This window comes from Ferrimonas sediminicola, from assembly GCF_005116715.1.
In the GTDB taxonomy this organism is placed as follows: domain Bacteria; phylum Pseudomonadota; class Gammaproteobacteria; order Enterobacterales; family Shewanellaceae; genus Ferrimonas; species Ferrimonas sediminicola.
The window spans coordinates 90,335-107,345 of sequence record NZ_SWCI01000008.1 but is presented as its reverse complement, the minus strand read 5'-3'; the positions used below and the strand labels follow the sequence as shown (position 1 = coordinate 107,345).

Below are 17,011 nucleotides of genomic sequence, written 5' to 3'. Positions count from 1 at the left end.
CCTCTCCTTTACCGGGTCACTACGGGATCGTATTGCCGCCCCTGACCGGCTTGAACACCGGGAACCGTCCCACCGCCACGCTCATCCGTATGGCATCGGCGACACTCGGTGAGGGGGAAGGCCACTGCCCCATGACAGCGGCCGCAGTTCTCCCCGGCCAGGATGGAAAACATGTTGGCGTGATTTGCCCCGGCCTTGGCCACAAAGAACTGGTCGTGGCAGTTATCGCAATCCATCTCCCGGGAGTGGGAACCATGGGGAAAACGAACCATGGCCATCTCGCCGGTGCGCCCCATCACAATATCCTTGTCCCTCTGCCGCACCCGGGTCACTTCATAGAGGGCATCCACCGGCCGCAGTTGCCCCGCAGAGGTGGCCCTCAGCCAGTCCACCTGGTTGCCGATCCCGGGATGGTCGGGCAGCATGGCTCTCAGTGCCTCATCCGGCCACTGCAGCAACTCCAGCCCAGGCGCATCGGGATCGTGAATTCCGTCGGTCTCCAGGGGAGACCAAACCCGCTTGTCCTTCGCCTGGACCAAACCCGCGGCGAATAGACAGGTGCCCAGCAGCACCGCACTGACTGTCACTCTGTTGCTCATCATCTGCTCTCCCATTGTCAGGCACTGGGGATAAACACCCCGCCCAGCCGAATCGCCCTGACCAGCGAGCGGGTGGAGTCTTCCAGGGTGGCTATCGCCTGGTGCAGCCTCTCCTCCTGGAACTGGCGCTCGGCCGACTCCCGCCTCTCGCGCGCTTCACCCACCAGCGACGAGAACCGCTCCCTGATTTGGGAAGACTTTGAATCGAGTTTATTTTTCAAGAGGAGTTCCACCAACATAAAGTGGGTGTCATTGCGATCCCGCTCATAGTCGAATTCCTCCAAAGGTGACGAAAAGCTCAAACTCCTCACCAGGGTCTCATCCCCCCGCATCAGGATCAGGGTCTCCTTGGCCAGAGACTGGGCCTGCTTCAGCAGATCGATTCCCGGCTGCCACTCCCCTTGTTGACTCATCAACAGGGCCTGTTGCTGCTGGGCCACCACCTTGGCCACCACCTCCTCGGCACGCTCTCCCTGCCCCTTCTCTTCCGCCACACGGGAGATGGCCTGGGCCAACTCATCCAAGGTGCGATTGTGACCGCGGAAATCGCGCTTCAGCTTGTCCCGCTTGACCTCACTGGGCGTGGCCAGTTGGATTGCTCGGTACATGCTGCGAACGGCCAGGTTGAGGTGTTCGTTAATCTCTGCGGGATCCTGGACATCGGTGGCCAGGTTGAACTGGTCAATGGCCTCCTGGTAGGTCACCTGGACCTCGGGTGCGGAGCTACTCTGCACCAGCACGGCGCCGGTTGAATACTGGATAAGCTGCGAAACCAGATGGTAGCGGGAGGGTTTATTGCTGTTGTCGTAACGGATTGCCGCCTCGGCATTTCCCAGACACAGCACCAGGAACAGTAGGGCACATGCCGTCTTCATGGCGTCACCCCCTTGGCGGTCGACGCCTTGAGCATCGACTGGCCCTTGGAGTGGCACATTCGACACTCGGATATTTCAAAGGCAACGCTGCCGTGACAGGCACCGCAGTTCTCTCCCATCATCAGGCTGGCCATGCTCATGGGGTTGGCGCCGTTCTTGGCCTTGAACAGCCTCTTGTGGCAGTTGCCGCAATCCAGCCACCGGGTATGCTGCTCATGGGGGAAGATCACATCCGGCATAAAGCCCTTCACCTCCCGCACCACCCGGGTTCTCATGACCCTGGGCTTTTTTCGGTCATTGCTGATATCAAATCTGGGGCTGATCACCCCAAGCTCCACGGCCTTGCTCCAGTTGACCCGGTTACCGCTGCCCAGCTTTGGCAGGTGCTCGAACAGCGCCTTGGGTGACTGCAACATCAATACCCCATCCACCGAGGGATCGTGGATACCATCCAGGGCCGGCGGTGGATTCCGTGCTTCGACACTGGGCATCAGGCGGTTAAACCGTATGGGCGAGCCCTGCTGGCTCTGCTGTTGGCGGGCGGTTACCCCCTCCTCGCTGGCAGCCAGGGCGGGCAGCTGGATCGGAGTCATCAAAGCCAGTAACAGAATGAGTTGTTTCACCGTGCTTCCTCCCCTTGGGTGGTATTGAGTTGGGCTGACGTGCTGCCGTGGACCTGGGTCTCCAAGCCGCTCTTACCCGAATGGCAGAGATCACAGTGCTCCAGCTGCCAGGCGATCTCACCGTTGTGGCAAGCTCCGCAGTGCTGACCGTCCATAATGGTCATCATGTTGATGCCATTGGCCCCCGCCTCCAGTTCCATGCCCAGATCGGAGTGACACACCTTGCAGCCGTAGCGGGCACGGTGAAACCAGTGGGGAAACACCACTGGGTTGATGCCGTTCTGTTCGGAATGGTTGTTCATGACCACATCGCCGTACTCAGCCCTCGCTTGGGGGGAGCCCATCAGGGCGCCCAGCACGGCGGCCATCGCCAAGGTAGTGTGTTTCATCATTGCCATTTCCTCTCGGGACAACCGGGTCCCGGAAATCAAAAGTGTCGCTTCAGATTCAGCGAGTAGTACTGGTTTCCCTCGCTGAGCACGGCAGTCAGCTCCGACTCGAGTCTGCCGATGTTGTAGCTGAGGGTGTTTTCAAAACTGGCGACATCATTACGCTTGTCGCCATCGTCGAAGAAGAGGTCATCGAAGGGGATCATCAGGGTGGATACCAGCCTGAGATGACGCACCCCTGACAGCCTGTCGTTGCGATACCACAGCCGGCCATAGCCACTGCCGGTTGAGGCGGACTCCCTGCTCCTCTCCCGGCTCTTGTCCCAGCTGAATTGCAGGTTTCCACCCAGAGCCTGGTGGCTAGAGAGCTGCAAAGAGCCACTGAGCCCGGTATCCAGGCGCTGATACCAGCGTCGGTCATCCGCCAACTCCCGCTCGTCGGTCAACCTGGCATAGAGATCCAGTTGGCGGAGCCCATCGGTCTGCAGCCAGGTGGCATCCAGATGGTGTCCCACCAGTGTTGGTGACGACTCCCCCTTGAAAGTGGTGACACCGAAGAGGTTCTCCGCCAGCGCCAGGGACAGCTCCCCCTTGCCCAGGGGCCAGCTGCGACGAAGGCTGTGGCTGATGTCCCAGTCGATCTTGGCGGACTCATAGGTGCCCTGCCGGGTCAGCAGTACGGCAGAACCAAACAGGCTGTAGCGGAACGTCCCCAGGTCCAGGTAGTCGCGCCAGCGCGCACCGAGTGACTGCTGAGACTGAAAGCCATCAACACTCACCAGCTCTGTCCGATGGTGTCGCTCCTGATGGCGTTCGCCATAGAGGGTGGCAAACAGATCAAGCTGGTCGCTGGCGCGGTAGTCGAGGTTGACGTTGGCGGACACCAGCCACTGTTCATGCCTGGTCGGCTTGGACTCCGGCCACTCCCCCTCCTCCAGCTCCTGACTGGAGCGGTAAGCCTGAGTGAACAGCTCCACGGAAAGGTTGTCCTCCAGCTCCCAGTGGGTCAGGTTGCTCAGCCGCCCGTGTTCGAACAGGTCGCTCAGGGTGCCACTGCTCTGATCTACCAGGCTGTAACTGGCAAGAAACTGGGTGTAATCCTGTTCGGCGAAGCGGAACTGCTGCTGAAAGCTACCGAGCAACCGCAGTTCACCATTATCCAGGCTGTCGGTCGTGGCCTGCTGAGACACCAGGCTGAGGAGGGCGCTGTTGCTGCTGTTGAGAAAACTGCCGTTGTAAGTCAGATCCAGCAGGTGGGCATTGAACGCCCGGTCGATGCTGGCTTCCTCCTCGTGCCGCAGCTCATAGCGACTGCTGAACAGGGTGTTTTCGGTTTTGATATCCTTGCTGACCTTGGCTCTCAGGTGACCATAACGGCGATCCTCGGAACCATTGCTGTTGGTCAGTCCCAGGTTCAGGTTCAGCTTGGTCTCCCCCTTCTGTTCCGGGAACAGCACCCACTGACTGTCCAGGGCGGCACTGATCTCGTTGCGGGTTTCACCCTCATAGAGATCATACCGGTTCAGGTTGGCATCCAGGGTGCCCAGCAGATTCAGGCTCAGCACCCAGGGCCGGTAGAGGTAACCCTGGCTGGCCACCTGGAACCTGTCCCGGGCGATCATCCCGATCCGCTCGTCGTTGATGTCCTCGAACTCGGATATCGATGCCGACAGCCCCACGAAGCCCGTGTTATCGAACCGGAAAGGCTGCAGATCGAACCAGGTCACGGCACCGGACGGCAGGGGCCACTGGCACAGGAGCACCAGCAGCGGCCAAGCCTCTCTCCGCATTACCACTACGCCACCGCCTAGTTAAAGCAGCACACGGATCTCTGCCTGCTCCCTGAGAGAGGCGATAAACGCCTCCCAGGCATGTTTCCTGCGCTGTTCGAGCAATCCCTCTCTCGCCGACTGGCTAACCTGATCGTAGGGCAGCAGCCTGGCAGGCCGCTGATCGGTCAGACGAAATAATGCAATGCCGTTCAGCAGGGAGATCACATCGGTCATCTCACCCAACTTCAGTCCCTGCAGCTGCTCCTCCACCAGGGGCGCCAGGCTGCCGGCATGCATAAACCCCATGTCCCCGCCAAACTCGGCACTGGAGTCGGAGGAGTAGATCTCCGCCAGACCGGCAAACTCGGCGCCGGACTCCACCTCGCTGCGCAGCTTTTCCATCTGGGCCTGGGCCTGGCGCCACTCCTCGGCACTGGCCGAGGGATCCACTCCGAGGTGAATCACCGACACCCGGTTGGCCTTGGGTACGGTAAAGCGGTCGGGGTTCTGCCGGTAGTACAGCTCCACGTCGGCATCGGATACGTCAACCCGGTCCAGCAGCTGCTTTCTGTGTTGATCCCGCAGGTGCTGGCGTACCAGCCGAGTCCTCAGCACCTCCAGGTAGGCATCGCGAATCTCAGGCCAGCTGGGCACATCTGCCATCTGAGCATCGAACTGTGCCAACTGCTGAGCTATCAACTCCATGGGCAGGACCGGCTTCTCCTCCCGGGTCAGGAAGCGCTCCACCAGGATCAGATCAATCCACTCATTTCGTACCTCATCCACGAACGCCTGTTGCTGGCTGGCGGGAGGTTCTCCGTGGAAATAGCGATTGCGGCGCTTGTGGTGATAAAGCTCCTGAAACTCCACCAGCATGTGATCACGGCCGTCGATCTTGATGTAGGGAGTTGAGTAGGACTCAGGGAGCTCGGCCCAGGCCTGCCCGGCCGTCATGAGAAGGCCCAGCACCACTCCCGCAAACCAGTTGGATCGTGCAAACATCCACTTTCCCTTCTAAAGAGTGGGGGAGAGACTCCCCCACTGGGTTGATTACTTCTTGTGACAAGCCAGGCAGACGGCACTGCCTGTGTTATCGATGCGCAGGAAGGTGGCCGTATTGGCCTGATGTGGATCATGGCAGCTGGCACACTCGACGTAGGGCTGGGCTCGGCCCGAATCGATGGTGGCAACCGAACGGGTGTAGAGCGCCATATCGGTCTTGTTGCGGGTACCGGCAACCGGGCTGATCTGGGAACCGCTGACTGAGTTGGCCAGTCCAGTGGTGGCATTGCTGGCCGGTACCGGGACATACCAGATCTGGTTGCCATTGATGGTCACCTCGGCCGCCGCCACAAAGTCAGGGTTGCGGTAGTTGCTGGCGTTGGTGTGATCGGTCCCGGAGATCAGGCCACCGGCGTACTGAATGCCGATGGGGTGATCGTTGCGCAAGTCGGTGCCCACACCAGGGATGGGATTGGCCGTCAGCATCTTTCCTGTGGCGGCATCCACCGCACCATTTGCCGTCCAGGTGCCACCCAGGGAGGCACCGGCGGCGGTATAACCGCCGCTGTCCGGCTGGTTGATCATCACATCCATCGCCTGGGAGCCATCGTGGCAGGATAGGCAGGCAATGGAGACCGAACCGACGTTGGCCACGGAGCCCTTGAGGGAGGAGGTTCCCAGGCTGTCGTAGGTCTGGAAGGTGCTGGTGGTGACGGCCTTGTTCCATAAGGGGGCTACGGCTTCGCCGTTATGGGTGGCGCTGCCGCCGTGAGGGGTATGACAGAATACACACACCTCCTGAGTGGCGTCGGTATAGTTACGGTTTGCTGTGTTGCCGCCAATGTTCCCCAGGTTGTGTTTGGAGTCCACAATACTGGCCGCCAGTGTGCCTCCGCTGAGGGTCAGGCAGATCATGCCCACGAGAGCTCTTTTCATCATCATCTCCTGTTGGTGCCTTTGAATTTGGCAGGGGACACCGCCCCGGTTTTGATTTCCTAATACTGCGATCTACGTCGCTCGCAACTAGGAGATTGCAACCAACATGCCAGGTTTAAAGTCTTGTTTTAAAATGATTATTAGACGAAGATCACGCCCTGACTGGCGGAAAAAGCATCAGCATCTCAGGGGTGGGAAAGGGATTCTCAGAAGTGGGAAACGGGCGTCTGGAGAGACGCCCAGGCAAGGGGTAAGTTAGCGCCCCATTCGGCGCAGGGCCTGAATCAGAGTCAGTATCCGCTCATCATCCAGTTGGCCGGCAAAGGGGGGACAGCCCCTATTGCCTCTGCGGATGCGCTCCTGCAGCGCCAGGGTAGACACACGAAGCCCCTCCTGCCGGTTAAAATTGGCGGCACCGGGCATCCGCGGTTCGCCATCTGCGCCATGGCACTGGGCACACAGACGTTGATAATCCTCCTCGCCCCCGGCGAGGGTAGCGGGCGCCGCCAGCAGCAGGGCGATCAACAGAATGTCACGCTTCATTGAGCCAGCTCCTCATCACTCAGGCGTTGCATGGCCGCCTGCCAGTAAGCCAACTTGGTCTGATCGGCCTGTTCACCCAGTCCGCCTTGGGCATACACCCGGATCAGCCGACCGATGGCGTCCTGATCACCGGACTCCGCGGCCTGTTGGTAGTAGGCCAGCGCCAGTGAAGGGTTGGGCTCGGTGCCCGGCAGGCCCGACTCATACACCCCGGCCAGGATCACCCCGGCCTCAACCCGACCCTTGTCCAGCGCCTGTTGCAGCATCTCCAGCGCCCCTGCGGGATCCGCGTCCACCCCTCGTCCGGTCAACTTCAGTTCGGCGAGCCGAACCAGGGCGAAGCCGTCTCCGGCGTCCGCCGCTTGCCGATACATGACGAGCGCCGGTGCCACCTGGCCGCTCTGAAAGAGGATATAGGCGAGAAAGCCCCTGGCCTCCGCACTCCCCGACTCCGCCGCCCGTTCCAGACCGCCGATGGCCCCAATCAGGTCACCCTGGGCATAGCTTTGCCGAGCTTGCGCCAGCTGATCGGCACGCTCTTCAGCCCGGGCCGGAGCCAGCAGCAGGCTGGCCAGGATTCCGGCAACGATGAATTTACTCACTGATACTCCTCCAACTTTCTATAGAGGCTGGATAAACCTATGCCCAACCTCTTGGCCGCCTCGCGGCGATCGCCATCGGTATCGGACAGGGTGGAACGAATCACCTTCTCCTCGAACCGCTTCAACTGCTCCCTAAGGGTCAGATCCCCTTCACTCCTCGCCCGGGTGACACACAGCTGCTGAGGCAGGTCCTCGACCCTGACCAGGTTGTCATCGGCCATCACCAGCGCTCGCTCGGCGATGTTCTCCAACTCTCGGATGTTGCCGGGGAAGCGGTATCTCTGCAGCAGCTGCTGAACCTCGGAGTCCACCACCGGCGCCAGCTTCACCCCCTGCTTGCGCGATTCCGACTCCAGAAAATGGCGAAACAGCGGCAGGATGTCCTCGCCGCGCTCTCTCAGGGGGGGCAGAGTGATGTTGAAGACATTCAGGCGGAAGTAGAGATCCTCTCGAAACAGCCCCTCGGCCACCATCTGCTGCAGGTTGCGATTGGTCGCGGCGATGATGCGTACATCCACAGGTCGCAGCTTCTCCCCCCCCACCGGACGCACCATCTTCTCCTCCAGGACATGGAGCAGCTTCGCCTGCAATGCCAAGGGCAGTTCACCGACTTCATCGAGAAACAGGGTTCCCCCTGAGGCTGTTTCAAACAACCCCATCTTGGCAGAGGTCGCGCCGGTAAAAGCCCCTTTAACATGACCAAACAGCTCGCTCTCCAGCAGGTTTTCCGGTATGGCTGCACAGTTGACCGGGATGAAGGCCCCGCCGGACCGCGGGCTGCCCCGGTGCAACATTTTGGCCACAACGCCCTTGCCGGTGCCACTCTCACCATTGATCATGACGGTGCACTCCTTGACCGCCACCTTGTCGATCATCCTGTCGACAGTCAGCATGGCTTCAGACTGGGAGGGCAGCGCCGAACCGGAACTGAGCATGGCGACCTGGCGCAGCGCCTTGTTCTCCCGCCTAAGGCCGATCATGTCGGTGATCAGCTTCAGGCGGTGCTCCACATCCTCCCGCTTGAGGGGTTTCATCAGGTAGTCGAAAGCCCCCATCTTCATCGACTCGATGGCGGTCGACACCGAAGCAAAAGAGGTCATCACCACGAAATAGGGTTTCCAGCCACGGCTCTTGGCGACCTCGATCATCTCGATGCCAGTCATCCCTGCCATGCGCACATCGGTGAACACTACGTCCACCGCATTGTGCGACATCACCTGCAACGCCTCCTCGGCACTCTCCGCGGTCAGCACCCGGTGCTTCAACTTGGAGATTACATGACTCAGGATCTGGCGGATCGCCACCTCGTCATCAACAACCAACACAGTCAGAGACTTCATCCTGTTCCCATCCATTCATCTCATTCATACTGACAGACTTCAGACTCAGCACCACTCGGGTCCCCTTGTGCAGCCTGGACTCTATGTGCAGATCCCCCCCCATCTCTCGGACCAGGTTGCGGCAGATCATCAAGCCCAGACCGCTGCCGCTGCCCACGCCGGATGAGCCCCGCTCCTTTGTTGTAAAGTACTGATCAAAAGAGTTCTTAAGAACATCCTCGGACATTCCAATGCCATTGTCCTCGATCACAAGTTCAATGGTGTCACCCCGGTTGCAGGTGGCGGCAGTAATTCGCCTGCGATCCTGCCAGTGACACTCCACCAGGGCATCGGCGGCGTTGGTCAGCAGATTCAGCAGAACCTGCAACAGCTTGCCCTCATTGAAGGCCAAGGCGGAGATGGAACGGTCCAGTTCCAGCCGGACCTCCACCATCTTCATCCGCTTGTCGTAGTTCATCAGGGTGCATGCCCTCTCCACCACCGCGTTGAGGTCATGCAGCTCGATCTCCTCCTCCTCGTCACGAAACAGCCCGACGAAATCCACCTTGATCTGGTTCACCCGCTTGATCTCCTCCAGCAGGCGCACCACCACCGATGACACCTCCGCCACCTCTGAATTCGCCTCCGCATCCGCCAACAGCACCTGGCTATACTCCAGTCCACCCTCGATGGCCGCCAGCGGCGAACCAATCTCATGCATGGCGCTGGCGATCAATCTGGACTTGGTGGAGAGTTGGAAGAACATGCGTTGGGACTCGAGCAGTCTCATCCGCTCGGTCTCATCAATAAGCTGAAGCCCGGTTAGGCCGCCACTATCGACGGTTCGCTCCAGGCGAAATACCGCATCGGGAAAGCGACTGCTGCGGTAAAGGCGGTTGGGGCTATCACATATCCAGGCTACCAGCTGCTCAGCTGGCCAGGGCTCATCCTTCTCCAGGGGCTCCATCAGCTTGGCCAGCTCCTCTCCGGCCAAGGAGCGTTGAGTCAGGTCCAGCAGACGCTCGGCAGTCCCGTTGCTGGCGACCACGGCCCCCCGGCCATCGACACACAGGGTTGGCAGGTTGCACTGTTGCAGCCATCCCAGCTCGCGGCTCTGACGCTGACGGAATATCCCAACCCCGGCCAGCCACAGGAGAAACAGCAACGACACTAAGATCAGCTCCAGCGAGCCTGATAGTTGTGTCTGACCTTCAGCCGCCAACAGTGGCCAGCTCATGGCCGATGCCGAAGCACAAATTACGGTTTGAAACCTAAACAAAACCACCTCTGACTACTCGGTTCTCGAGGTATCCATACCGTCATTGGTCCCGGCCTCCGAGCCGAGAATCCGGGACCTGCTCGGCAGGCGGCTTACCATCTGGGATAACTGCTGCAGATCCTGTTCCGTCATGGCCCCCTGCCAACGCCTGATGATCTCTCCGTTGGCATCCAGCAACAGTGTCTGAGGAATGCCCTGAGCCAGCCACAGACTCCTCTCAGAAGCCGCTGCGGCAGAGAGGGACAGGTTTAGCGACGCTCCCAACAGATACTCGTTTGCCAGTCGAGCGTCCTCATCCAGGTTAACGGCCAACACCCCCACCTGCTGTCGACGCCACCCGTCGGCACGCTCAGACAGGAGGGGCAGCTCCTGACGGCAGGGCCCACACCAGCTTGCCCAGTAGTTGATGATGACGCCCCGATCCGGACTGGCCCGGGCGATCTCCCCTGCCGATTGCGTCAACCGCTCCGGCAGCGGTGCCGGTCGCGACAACGACCAGAGCAGTCCCAGCATCGACAGCAATACGCCTCCCTTTATGGTGTTAGTCATCACTGTCCAGTTTCTGCTTGAGTGCCCGGTACTCGTCATCGGAGATCGGAAGCCGCTCGCCCAGGAAACCCTGATCCTCGGCCACTGCCACCGGGCGGAAGATATCCACCTTGCGGAAAAATTGGTCTGCCATAAGAATCCGGCCATCCTCGTCCACATCGATGCCCGAGTTCAGCATGAAGACACCGGGACGCAGCTCTCCGCCCCGCTCACCGATAAACATCAGCAACTGACCCTGCTGGTTGAAGATCTGAACATTGCCAAAGGCGGCGTCAGTCACATAGATCCGCCCCTCACCGTCCACCGCAATATCCTTGGGCCGGGAGAAGGAGCCGAAGGTTCGCCCTACTTGACCAAAGGTATGCACCAGGGTACGCGCCTCGAGATCGATCACCTGGACACGGAAATTACCGCTGTCCACCACGTAGAGCTTGTTGTCCTCGTCTATGTCTATGCCCTTGGGGAAATTGAACTCCATCTCTCCCTTTCCCCTGCTGCCCAGGGTGTCCAGCAACTCTCCGCTGGTGGCATCAAAGCGATAGATAACATGATTCTGGTTATCCACTTTTCCCGTTTCCGAGACGAAAACTGAGCGACCATCCGGGCTCAATGCCAAATCGGTCGGCATCTCCAGGGGGGCATCGAGACTCAGGGTTCTCAGCCAGTTCCCCTCCCGGTTGAACACTTTGATGTCTTTCAGCGTCTGGTCGAGGACATAGAGGGTGCCATCGTCCGCCACTTCCAGCCCGAAGGGTTTCATCAGGGTGACATTGGGATCGGCACTCAGGGACTTAAACCTGTACTGGTGAGGATCAAACATCAGCACATCCCGCGCCGGCGGATCCGACACAAAGATGCGTCCCCGATGAACCGCAATACCAAAAGGCTTGCTCAGTCCGCGGCTTTCTGCCGTGGTACCGGTGATAAACCTCTGGATGCGGCTCTCCTCGGTCTCATGCTCAACGCTCTGGCTGCCCAGGAGCATCTTCTGCCAATAGAAGCGGGGGGCATCGGGCGCCTTGGGGTAAACAAACTCCTCGACATCTTGGGTAACCATCTGCGAGGCACAACCGACAAGAGTGGGACCCATCAGCAGGGCCAGGATGAGAGAGGGTAATGACTTCATACTTAGCTTTCCCAACATTGAGAACCGATGCGCCGTTTGCACCGGTTTTTTATACCTTGACCCTGTAAATAGCAATCTGCGTGCCAGAATCCCGAAAGCACTGTCGCCGGCCTCACGGAACCAGGATTTCAATAGCCATTGAATTAAAGCGTATTTTTAGGCATTTGAATCTAATTTAATGATGACTGGATCAGCCTTATGAACCCTGGCCTGAGCCCCAGATCACACTCCCTGAACAGGAGGGCCAGGTTCGGCCATCCCCGGGATGGCGGCGGTCAGGATTCAGGCAAAAAACAGGAGGGTACAGCGAGACCGGGCGGGCACCGGCCTGATGAGGGAAAATAGGGGCATCCAGCGTCAGCCGGACGCCCCTGGCTCCAGGGTTACTATTGCAGTTTGAAGCGGGCCACCAGAGCGCTGAGGTGCTCATTGGCGCTGGCGAGGCTGCGGGCGCTCAGGGCCACCTGCTCACCATTGTCACTGAGCTCCATGGCCATGGCCTGCAGGGCATGGACATTCTGGTTGATCTCTTCGCTGACGGCACTCTGCTGGCGGGCCGCCTGGTCGATGCGGCCGCTGAGCTGGTCGATGTCGCCGATGGCGCTGCCCATCTGCTCCAGGCTAGCGGTCACCCGCTCGGTGTTCTCCGCCACCAAGGTACAGCTACTGCGGGTATGATGGACCATCTCCACCGCCTCGGAGGCACTGCGGGTCAGTTGGGTGATGATCTGATTGATCTCGGCGGTGCTGCCCTGGGTGCGGGAGGCCAGGTTGCGTACCTCATCCGCCACCACGGCAAATCCCCTTCCCTGCTCACCGGCCCTGGCCGCCTCGATGGCGGCATTGAGCGCCAGCAGGTTGGTCTGTTCGGCGATGTCCCCGATGACCCCCAGCACCGACGCGATCTTCTGGGTGTCCAGGTTCATGGAATCGATCCCCTTGGCCGCCTGCTCCATCTCGGTGATCAGGGCCCGCACACTGTCGGAAGCCTGCTGAACCGTCACCCGGGATTCCCTCGCCTGGCCGGTGGCGGTGCGGGTCATGGCGGAGGTGTCGGCGGCGCCGCCGGCCACGGTGTCGGCGCTGGCGTTCACCTGGGTGATGGCGGTGGCCGCCAGCGAGGTCTCCCGGGCGTGACGCTCCAGGGCCTGGCTGTTGCGCTGGGTCTGGTTGTCCAGCTCGTCCACCGATCGGGTGATGTGGTCGCTGGTCTGCTTGACCTGCAGCATCATCCCCTGGAGGTTACCGACGAACTGGTTGAACGCCTTACGGATGGCCCCCAGTTCATCTTCGGTCTTCACCTCCAGCCTAGCGGTCAGATCGGCATCGCCGGTACAGAGGTTTTCGATCCGTGCCTGCAGGTCGCGCATCTCGGCGATGATCTTGTTGAGCAGAAATACCGATAGCCCCATGGTCAGCAGCAGCAGTAGCAGCGAGTAGCTGATGCTCTTGACCACCTCGTCATTAAACAGCTTGGCAATGGCGCCACCGAGGCCACTCTCGATGTCGGTGACCTCCCGCTCGAAGGTGCCGGTGACGATGATCCAGTCCCAGCGGGGAAACACGGTCCGGGCGTAGGTGATGCGTGTCTCGGGCACGCCACTGTCCGGGTTCAACGCCCGGGTACGCAGCACCGCCTCGGCGTCACCTTGCAGCGCCGTCGCCACCGCTTCGGTGGCCTCGGTAACGGTACCGACCCGCTCAGCGTCGGGATGACTCAGAACCCGTCCCTCGCGGTCCTGTATCCAGAAGTAGCCATGGCGGCCAAAGCGGGCCTGGGCCACCGACGCCAGCACCGACTCCCGAGCCGAGGTCTTCAGGGTACTCAGGTATTCACCGGTACCGATGACCAGGTTCAGGGGTTCAAAGTAGAAGGAGGCGGACAGCTTCTCCTCCACCTTGCCGGTATCTGGGTTGGTGAAGAAGTAGCTGGCGAAACCGATCTCACCGGCGCGGGCAGCCTGGACGATATCACGGGCGTAGAAGTTGCCCTTCTCATCCTGGGCATCCCGGGAATTGCCCACCGCCACCTCACCGCTGCCGGAGGCCTCGTTAGCCAGGGTGTCGGCATCGTAGGCGAACAGGTAGCGGCCGTTGCCCCAGCGATACTCGTTGATGAAGGTGTAGAGCAGCATCGCCTCATCGTCGGTCAGGTTGTTGCGGTACATCCTCTCGACCGAGTCCCTGACCGCAGCCACCTCGGTGGCCAGCGCCTGGCGCACCGCCTGCTCTTCGGTGCTTCGATAGGCTCCGCTGACCCCGCGCACCAGGGTTTCCACCTGGCCAGCCAGGTTCTCCCGGATCAGGTTTTCCACCCTTTCGGAGATCTGCGCCTGCTGCTGATGCAGCACCTTGGATTCGATCCAGAGCAGGTTCGCGCCGAAGAAGCTGCTGACGGCTACGAGCACACCGGCAATCAGGATCGCCAGTTTCCAGCGAATGGTGAGGGTCATAGGGGGCTCCAACCGTCTTTTATTTAAGATAAACCTAATAAACTGGGAGCCAATGTTTCAATATCTGAAAAGGGGATTTTCACCAGTTGTGGGGCCTCTCCGGTTTTCGGCGGATACCGAACAAGAATTAGGCGCGGGGTCACCGGGTTATGTTAGGCAGATCACACGGAAAATTATGTGAGTTTTACCAATCAGAACAGCGCACTCTCCAGCTGCTGCCTCAGCGCCTGCCCACCCTGCTGATTGACATAGTCGAGCAGGATCCGGCTGAAGCTGGCCACCATCTGCGGACTGAGCCCGAGGGAGGCGAAGGCGTCACTCAACCCCATCAGCGCCCCACCACTCTGACCCATGACCGTCCCCAGTAGGCCGGCGGTGCCGTTGGCCTCCTCCGACTCCGCCAACAACCGCCCGCCCTGCCCCATCAGGGTCTCCATCGCGGGGATCACCTGGGCAAGCTGAGCCTGGGTCTCCGAGGCCAGGTGCGGCTGGGCACTGGCCAGCAGTGCGCCGACGCCGCCCTGGGCCTGAGTCTGGGTCACCCCCAGTTGCGACACCAGCTGACCAACCAGATCCTCCATCGCCTGTGACGGCATCGGCCACAGCAGCAGCAGGGATAGCAGGGGAGCAAACAGCTTCAGCATAGGGAGAACTCCGCAGTAATGGCGTTCACCAAGCATAGACCAGGGAAAGGGTCATCACTACCCATTAAGTGGTAGCAAGCCCGGCGACGGGCCTTCCCAGACGCTCACAGCCACTGGTTCAGTGCGTTGATCAACGCCTCCCGATGGATGGGCTTGTGCAGCACTGCGTCCATACCGGCATCCAGACACATGCGGTGGGCTTCGGCGGTGGTGGTGGCGGTCAGCGCCAGGATGGGCATGCTGCACCCTTTACGGCGCAGCGCCTCGGTGGCCGAATAGCCATCCATCTCCGGCATGCTGCAGTCCATCAGGATCAGGTCGAACGAGTGATCACACGCCAGCTGCAGCGCTTCCCTGCCATTGTCCACTATGGTCACCCGACACCCCTGACGCTCCAGCATCAACCTGACCGCCTGCTGATTGGCCTTGGTGTCTTCGGCCACCAGGATATTCCCGCTCTTCTGGGGCGTCACCGGCTCCCGTTCATGGCCCAGCGGCTGACAGCCGTCCAGCTCCAGGGTGAAGTGAAACCGACTGCCCTCGCCAAGATGGCTCTCCACCAGCAGTTCTCCCCCCAGACACCTCACCAGCTTCTGACTGATGGACAGCCCCAGCCCGGTTGCGGGCCCCTCCCCCGGCTGCTGAGAGAAGGGTTCGAACACCTGTCCCATGAACCCGGCACTGATCCCCGGCCCGGAGTCCACCACCGCCGTGGTTACCTGGCACCCCTGCCGCAGAGGGGAGCTTCTGAGGCTGAGCACCACCTCCCCGGACTCGGTATGATTGATGGCATTGCCCAGCAGGTTGAGGAGCACCTGCCGGTACCGGCCGGGATCGAGTCGCACCGACTCCGGCAGCCGACCATCGATCCGGTATCTGAGTTCCAGCCCCTTGGCCGTGGCCATGGGGCGGACGATCTCCAGGGTATCGCGGCACAACTGGTGCAGATCGGTGGCCTTGTCGTTGAGGCAGAACCGATCCGAATCGATCTTGTTGTAGTCCAGCAGATCGTTGAGCAGTGCCAACAGGCCGTGGCCTGACTGGCTCAACACCCTCAGGAGCTGGCGCTGCTCATGGGTCAGCTCGGTGGACGCCAGTAGGTCGGCACACCCCAACACGCCGTTCATCGGGGTGCGCAGCTGGTGGGTGACCATGGCCAGGAAGCGGGAACGCAGGGTGGACATCCTGTGGATCTCCTGTTCCGCCCGCTTCAGCTGGCTGAACGCCAGCCAGTTGTCATAGAAGGCGTTAAGCAGCGACGCCAGGTCCCGCAACAACCCCTGCTGCGCCTCCTGCCAGTGGATCTCCCGGGTGAACAGCACCACCAGCCTGACACCGGTGTCCACCGCCTGGAACCCCTGTCCCAGACCACACTCCCTGAGCATCGCCTCTGCGGGTTGCAGGGGGCCACTCTGGCGCTTGGGCCAGGGCCCCTTGTAGAGGCTGGGCCAGCCCAGGATGCGCCCCCGGCCCCATTCCAGTCCGACCCACTGGGCATCCAGCAGCAGCCCCAGCCGATTCAGGCACTCTCGAATGGCATCGAAGGGAGCGGCAACGCTGCAGGCCAGCAGCTCACGGCTGACCCCCAGCAGGTAGGCATCGAATCTCTGGCGCAGACGGATCTCACCGGCCTGCCGCTGATTGACCGCCTCCAGGCGTTGGTTGGCCTGATACAGCTCCAGGTTCCTGTTCTCCAGCAGCGCTTCCACTTCCTCCCTGGCCGCGCGCTCACGCTGATAGCGCTTTTGCCAAATCCCCGCCATCAACTCCCCCGTTTGTTCAGACGAAACACCACCCGGGTTTTGCGGTCGCCGCCGAGACCCTCCACATCGATCGTCACCGCCTGGCGGAAATGATTCCAGCAGTGGGCGACATCGGCCAGGCCCCGATCGGAGTTGCAGTTCACCTCCATGTGGGTGTCGTCGACGAGGGAGATCTCGGAGGGGGGCAACTGGGAGTGGGGATGACTCATCTTAACCTGGCTAGGGATCGCGTTTTCCACCCTCTGCAGGAGCTCGAAGGTATCGAGACACTCGCCCAGCATACTGGGGTTGAGCCGCAGCCGCCGGGGAGACAGACGATAGCGATAGCTGCAGGGCAGCTCCGGCACCGGTCGGTTCAGCGGTTTACTCAGGGTCACCACCAGCCGCACCGTCGCCCTATGGTCATGGTCGCCGACCCGGGGGCAGGCCCCGCCGCTGGCGGAAGTGACCCGCACCGACATCGCCTCGGAGTTTTGCGGCCGCAGTGAGCCGCCCACCAGGTCCAAGCGTTCAGTGAAAATGGTCCCCTGCATGGCG

Annotated in this window: 17 protein-coding genes; all 17 read right to left on the bottom strand. The window is 60.8% G+C overall.

What is annotated here, in order from left to right; genetic code table 11:
- Positions 1 to 8 precede the first annotated feature (8 nt).
- Positions 9 to 599 carry a c(7)-type cytochrome triheme domain-containing protein gene (locus FCL40_RS13145; RefSeq protein ID WP_205729141.1) on the bottom strand — a complete coding sequence of 197 codons (591 nt, stop codon included), beginning with the start codon at positions 597 to 599 and terminating at the stop codon, positions 9 to 11.
- Between the two features lie 17 nt (positions 600 to 616).
- Entirely contained in the window at positions 617 to 1,474 is an 858-nt protein-coding gene (locus FCL40_RS13140) for a hypothetical protein (RefSeq protein WP_136853760.1), read from the bottom strand.
- Complete coding sequence (locus tag FCL40_RS13135) at positions 1,471 to 2,097, bottom strand: c(7)-type cytochrome triheme domain-containing protein (protein WP_136853759.1); 627 nt, start codon at positions 2,095 to 2,097, stop codon at positions 1,471 to 1,473. The genes FCL40_RS13140 and FCL40_RS13135 overlap by 4 nt, the downstream gene beginning before the upstream one ends.
- Positions 2,094 to 2,489 (bottom strand): c(7)-type cytochrome triheme domain-containing protein, encoded by a 396-nt coding sequence (locus tag FCL40_RS13130; RefSeq protein ID WP_205729140.1) that lies wholly within the window; start codon positions 2,487 to 2,489, stop codon positions 2,094 to 2,096. The genes FCL40_RS13135 and FCL40_RS13130 overlap by 4 nt, the downstream gene beginning before the upstream one ends.
- A gap of 35 nt (positions 2,490 to 2,524) precedes the next feature.
- Positions 2,525 to 4,276 carry a hypothetical protein gene (locus tag FCL40_RS13125; protein WP_136853757.1) on the bottom strand — a complete coding sequence of 584 codons (1,752 nt, stop codon included), beginning with the start codon at positions 4,274 to 4,276 and terminating at the stop codon, positions 2,525 to 2,527.
- Positions 4,277 to 4,297: 21 nt separating this feature from the next.
- Entirely contained in the window at positions 4,298 to 5,260 is a 963-nt protein-coding gene (locus FCL40_RS13120; protein WP_136853756.1) for a peptidylprolyl isomerase, read from the bottom strand.
- Positions 5,261 to 5,308: 48 nt separating this feature from the next.
- Positions 5,309 to 6,196, bottom strand: coding sequence for a cytochrome c3 family protein (locus FCL40_RS18675; RefSeq protein ID WP_205729139.1), 888 nt, complete (start codon positions 6,194 to 6,196; stop codon positions 5,309 to 5,311).
- A 255-nt stretch (positions 6,197 to 6,451) separates the two neighbouring features.
- Complete coding sequence (locus FCL40_RS13110; protein WP_136853755.1) at positions 6,452 to 6,739, bottom strand: c-type cytochrome; 288 nt, start codon at positions 6,737 to 6,739, stop codon at positions 6,452 to 6,454.
- On the bottom strand, positions 6,736 to 7,341 hold the full coding sequence (locus FCL40_RS13105; protein ID WP_136853754.1) for a tetratricopeptide repeat protein: 606 nt from the start codon (positions 7,339 to 7,341) through the stop codon (positions 6,736 to 6,738). Before FCL40_RS13105 ends, FCL40_RS13110 begins: the two co-directional genes overlap by 4 nt.
- Positions 7,338 to 8,681 carry a sigma-54-dependent transcriptional regulator gene (locus FCL40_RS13100; RefSeq protein WP_136853753.1) on the bottom strand — a complete coding sequence of 448 codons (1,344 nt, stop codon included), beginning with the start codon at positions 8,679 to 8,681 and terminating at the stop codon, positions 7,338 to 7,340. The genes FCL40_RS13105 and FCL40_RS13100 overlap by 4 nt, the downstream gene beginning before the upstream one ends.
- Complete coding sequence (locus FCL40_RS13095; protein ID WP_136853752.1) at positions 8,653 to 9,831, bottom strand: sensor histidine kinase; 1,179 nt, start codon at positions 9,829 to 9,831, stop codon at positions 8,653 to 8,655. The genes FCL40_RS13100 and FCL40_RS13095 overlap by 29 nt, the downstream gene beginning before the upstream one ends.
- Before the next feature lie 120 nt (positions 9,832 to 9,951).
- Positions 9,952 to 10,488, bottom strand: a complete 537-nt coding sequence (locus tag FCL40_RS13090; RefSeq protein ID WP_169307121.1) for a TlpA family protein disulfide reductase — start codon at positions 10,486 to 10,488, stop codon at positions 9,952 to 9,954.
- Entirely contained in the window at positions 10,481 to 11,614 is a 1,134-nt protein-coding gene (locus FCL40_RS13085; protein WP_169307120.1) for an SMP-30/gluconolactonase/LRE family protein, read from the bottom strand. The genes FCL40_RS13090 and FCL40_RS13085 overlap by 8 nt, the downstream gene beginning before the upstream one ends.
- Positions 11,615 to 12,000: 386 nt before the next feature.
- Entirely contained in the window at positions 12,001 to 14,067 is a 2,067-nt protein-coding gene (locus FCL40_RS13080) for a methyl-accepting chemotaxis protein (protein WP_136853749.1), read from the bottom strand.
- Between the two features lie 191 nt (positions 14,068 to 14,258).
- Entirely contained in the window at positions 14,259 to 14,711 is a 453-nt protein-coding gene (locus tag FCL40_RS13075) for a DUF2780 domain-containing protein (RefSeq protein ID WP_169307119.1), read from the bottom strand.
- A gap of 104 nt (positions 14,712 to 14,815) precedes the next feature.
- Positions 14,816 to 16,474, bottom strand: coding sequence for a response regulator (locus FCL40_RS13070; protein ID WP_136853747.1), 1,659 nt, complete (start codon positions 16,472 to 16,474; stop codon positions 14,816 to 14,818).
- On the bottom strand, positions 16,474 to 17,007 hold the full coding sequence (locus tag FCL40_RS13065) for a hypothetical protein (RefSeq protein ID WP_136853746.1): 534 nt from the start codon (positions 17,005 to 17,007) through the stop codon (positions 16,474 to 16,476). The genes FCL40_RS13070 and FCL40_RS13065 overlap by 1 nt, the downstream gene beginning before the upstream one ends.
- Positions 17,008 to 17,011: the final 4 nt, after the last annotated feature.

Coding starts and splice junctions, on each gene's coding strand:
- FCL40_RS13140 (WP_136853760.1), bottom strand. CDS start 1,474: ATGAAGACGGCATGTGCCCTACTGTTCCTGGTGCTGTGTCTGGGAAAT.
- FCL40_RS13100 (WP_136853753.1), bottom strand. CDS start 8,681: ATGAAGTCTCTGACTGTGTTGGTTGTTGATGACGAGGTGGCGATCCGC.
- FCL40_RS13145 (WP_205729141.1), bottom strand. CDS start 599: ATGAGCAACAGAGTGACAGTCAGTGCGGTGCTGCTGGGCACCTGTCTA.
- FCL40_RS13130 (WP_205729140.1), bottom strand. CDS start 2,489: ATGATGAAACACACTACCTTGGCGATGGCCGCCGTGCTGGGCGCCCTG.
- FCL40_RS13070 (WP_136853747.1), bottom strand. CDS start 16,474: ATGGCGGGGATTTGGCAAAAGCGCTATCAGCGTGAGCGCGCGGCCAGG.
- FCL40_RS13080 (WP_136853749.1), bottom strand. CDS start 14,067: ATGACCCTCACCATTCGCTGGAAACTGGCGATCCTGATTGCCGGTGTG.
- FCL40_RS13085 (WP_169307120.1), bottom strand. CDS start 11,614: ATGAAGTCATTACCCTCTCTCATCCTGGCCCTGCTGATGGGTCCCACT.
- FCL40_RS13090 (WP_169307121.1), bottom strand. CDS start 10,488: ATGACTAACACCATAAAGGGAGGCGTATTGCTGTCGATGCTGGGACTG.
- FCL40_RS13110 (WP_136853755.1), bottom strand. CDS start 6,739: ATGAAGCGTGACATTCTGTTGATCGCCCTGCTGCTGGCGGCGCCCGCT.
- FCL40_RS13065 (WP_136853746.1), bottom strand. CDS start 17,007: ATGCAGGGGACCATTTTCACTGAACGCTTGGACCTGGTGGGCGGCTCA.
- FCL40_RS18675 (WP_205729139.1), bottom strand. CDS start 6,196: ATGAAAAGAGCTCTCGTGGGCATGATCTGCCTGACCCTCAGCGGAGGC.
- FCL40_RS13125 (WP_136853757.1), bottom strand. CDS start 4,276: ATGCGGAGAGAGGCTTGGCCGCTGCTGGTGCTCCTGTGCCAGTGGCCC.
- FCL40_RS13075 (WP_169307119.1), bottom strand. CDS start 14,711: ATGCTGAAGCTGTTTGCTCCCCTGCTATCCCTGCTGCTGCTGTGGCCG.
- FCL40_RS13120 (WP_136853756.1), bottom strand. CDS start 5,260: ATGTTTGCACGATCCAACTGGTTTGCGGGAGTGGTGCTGGGCCTTCTC.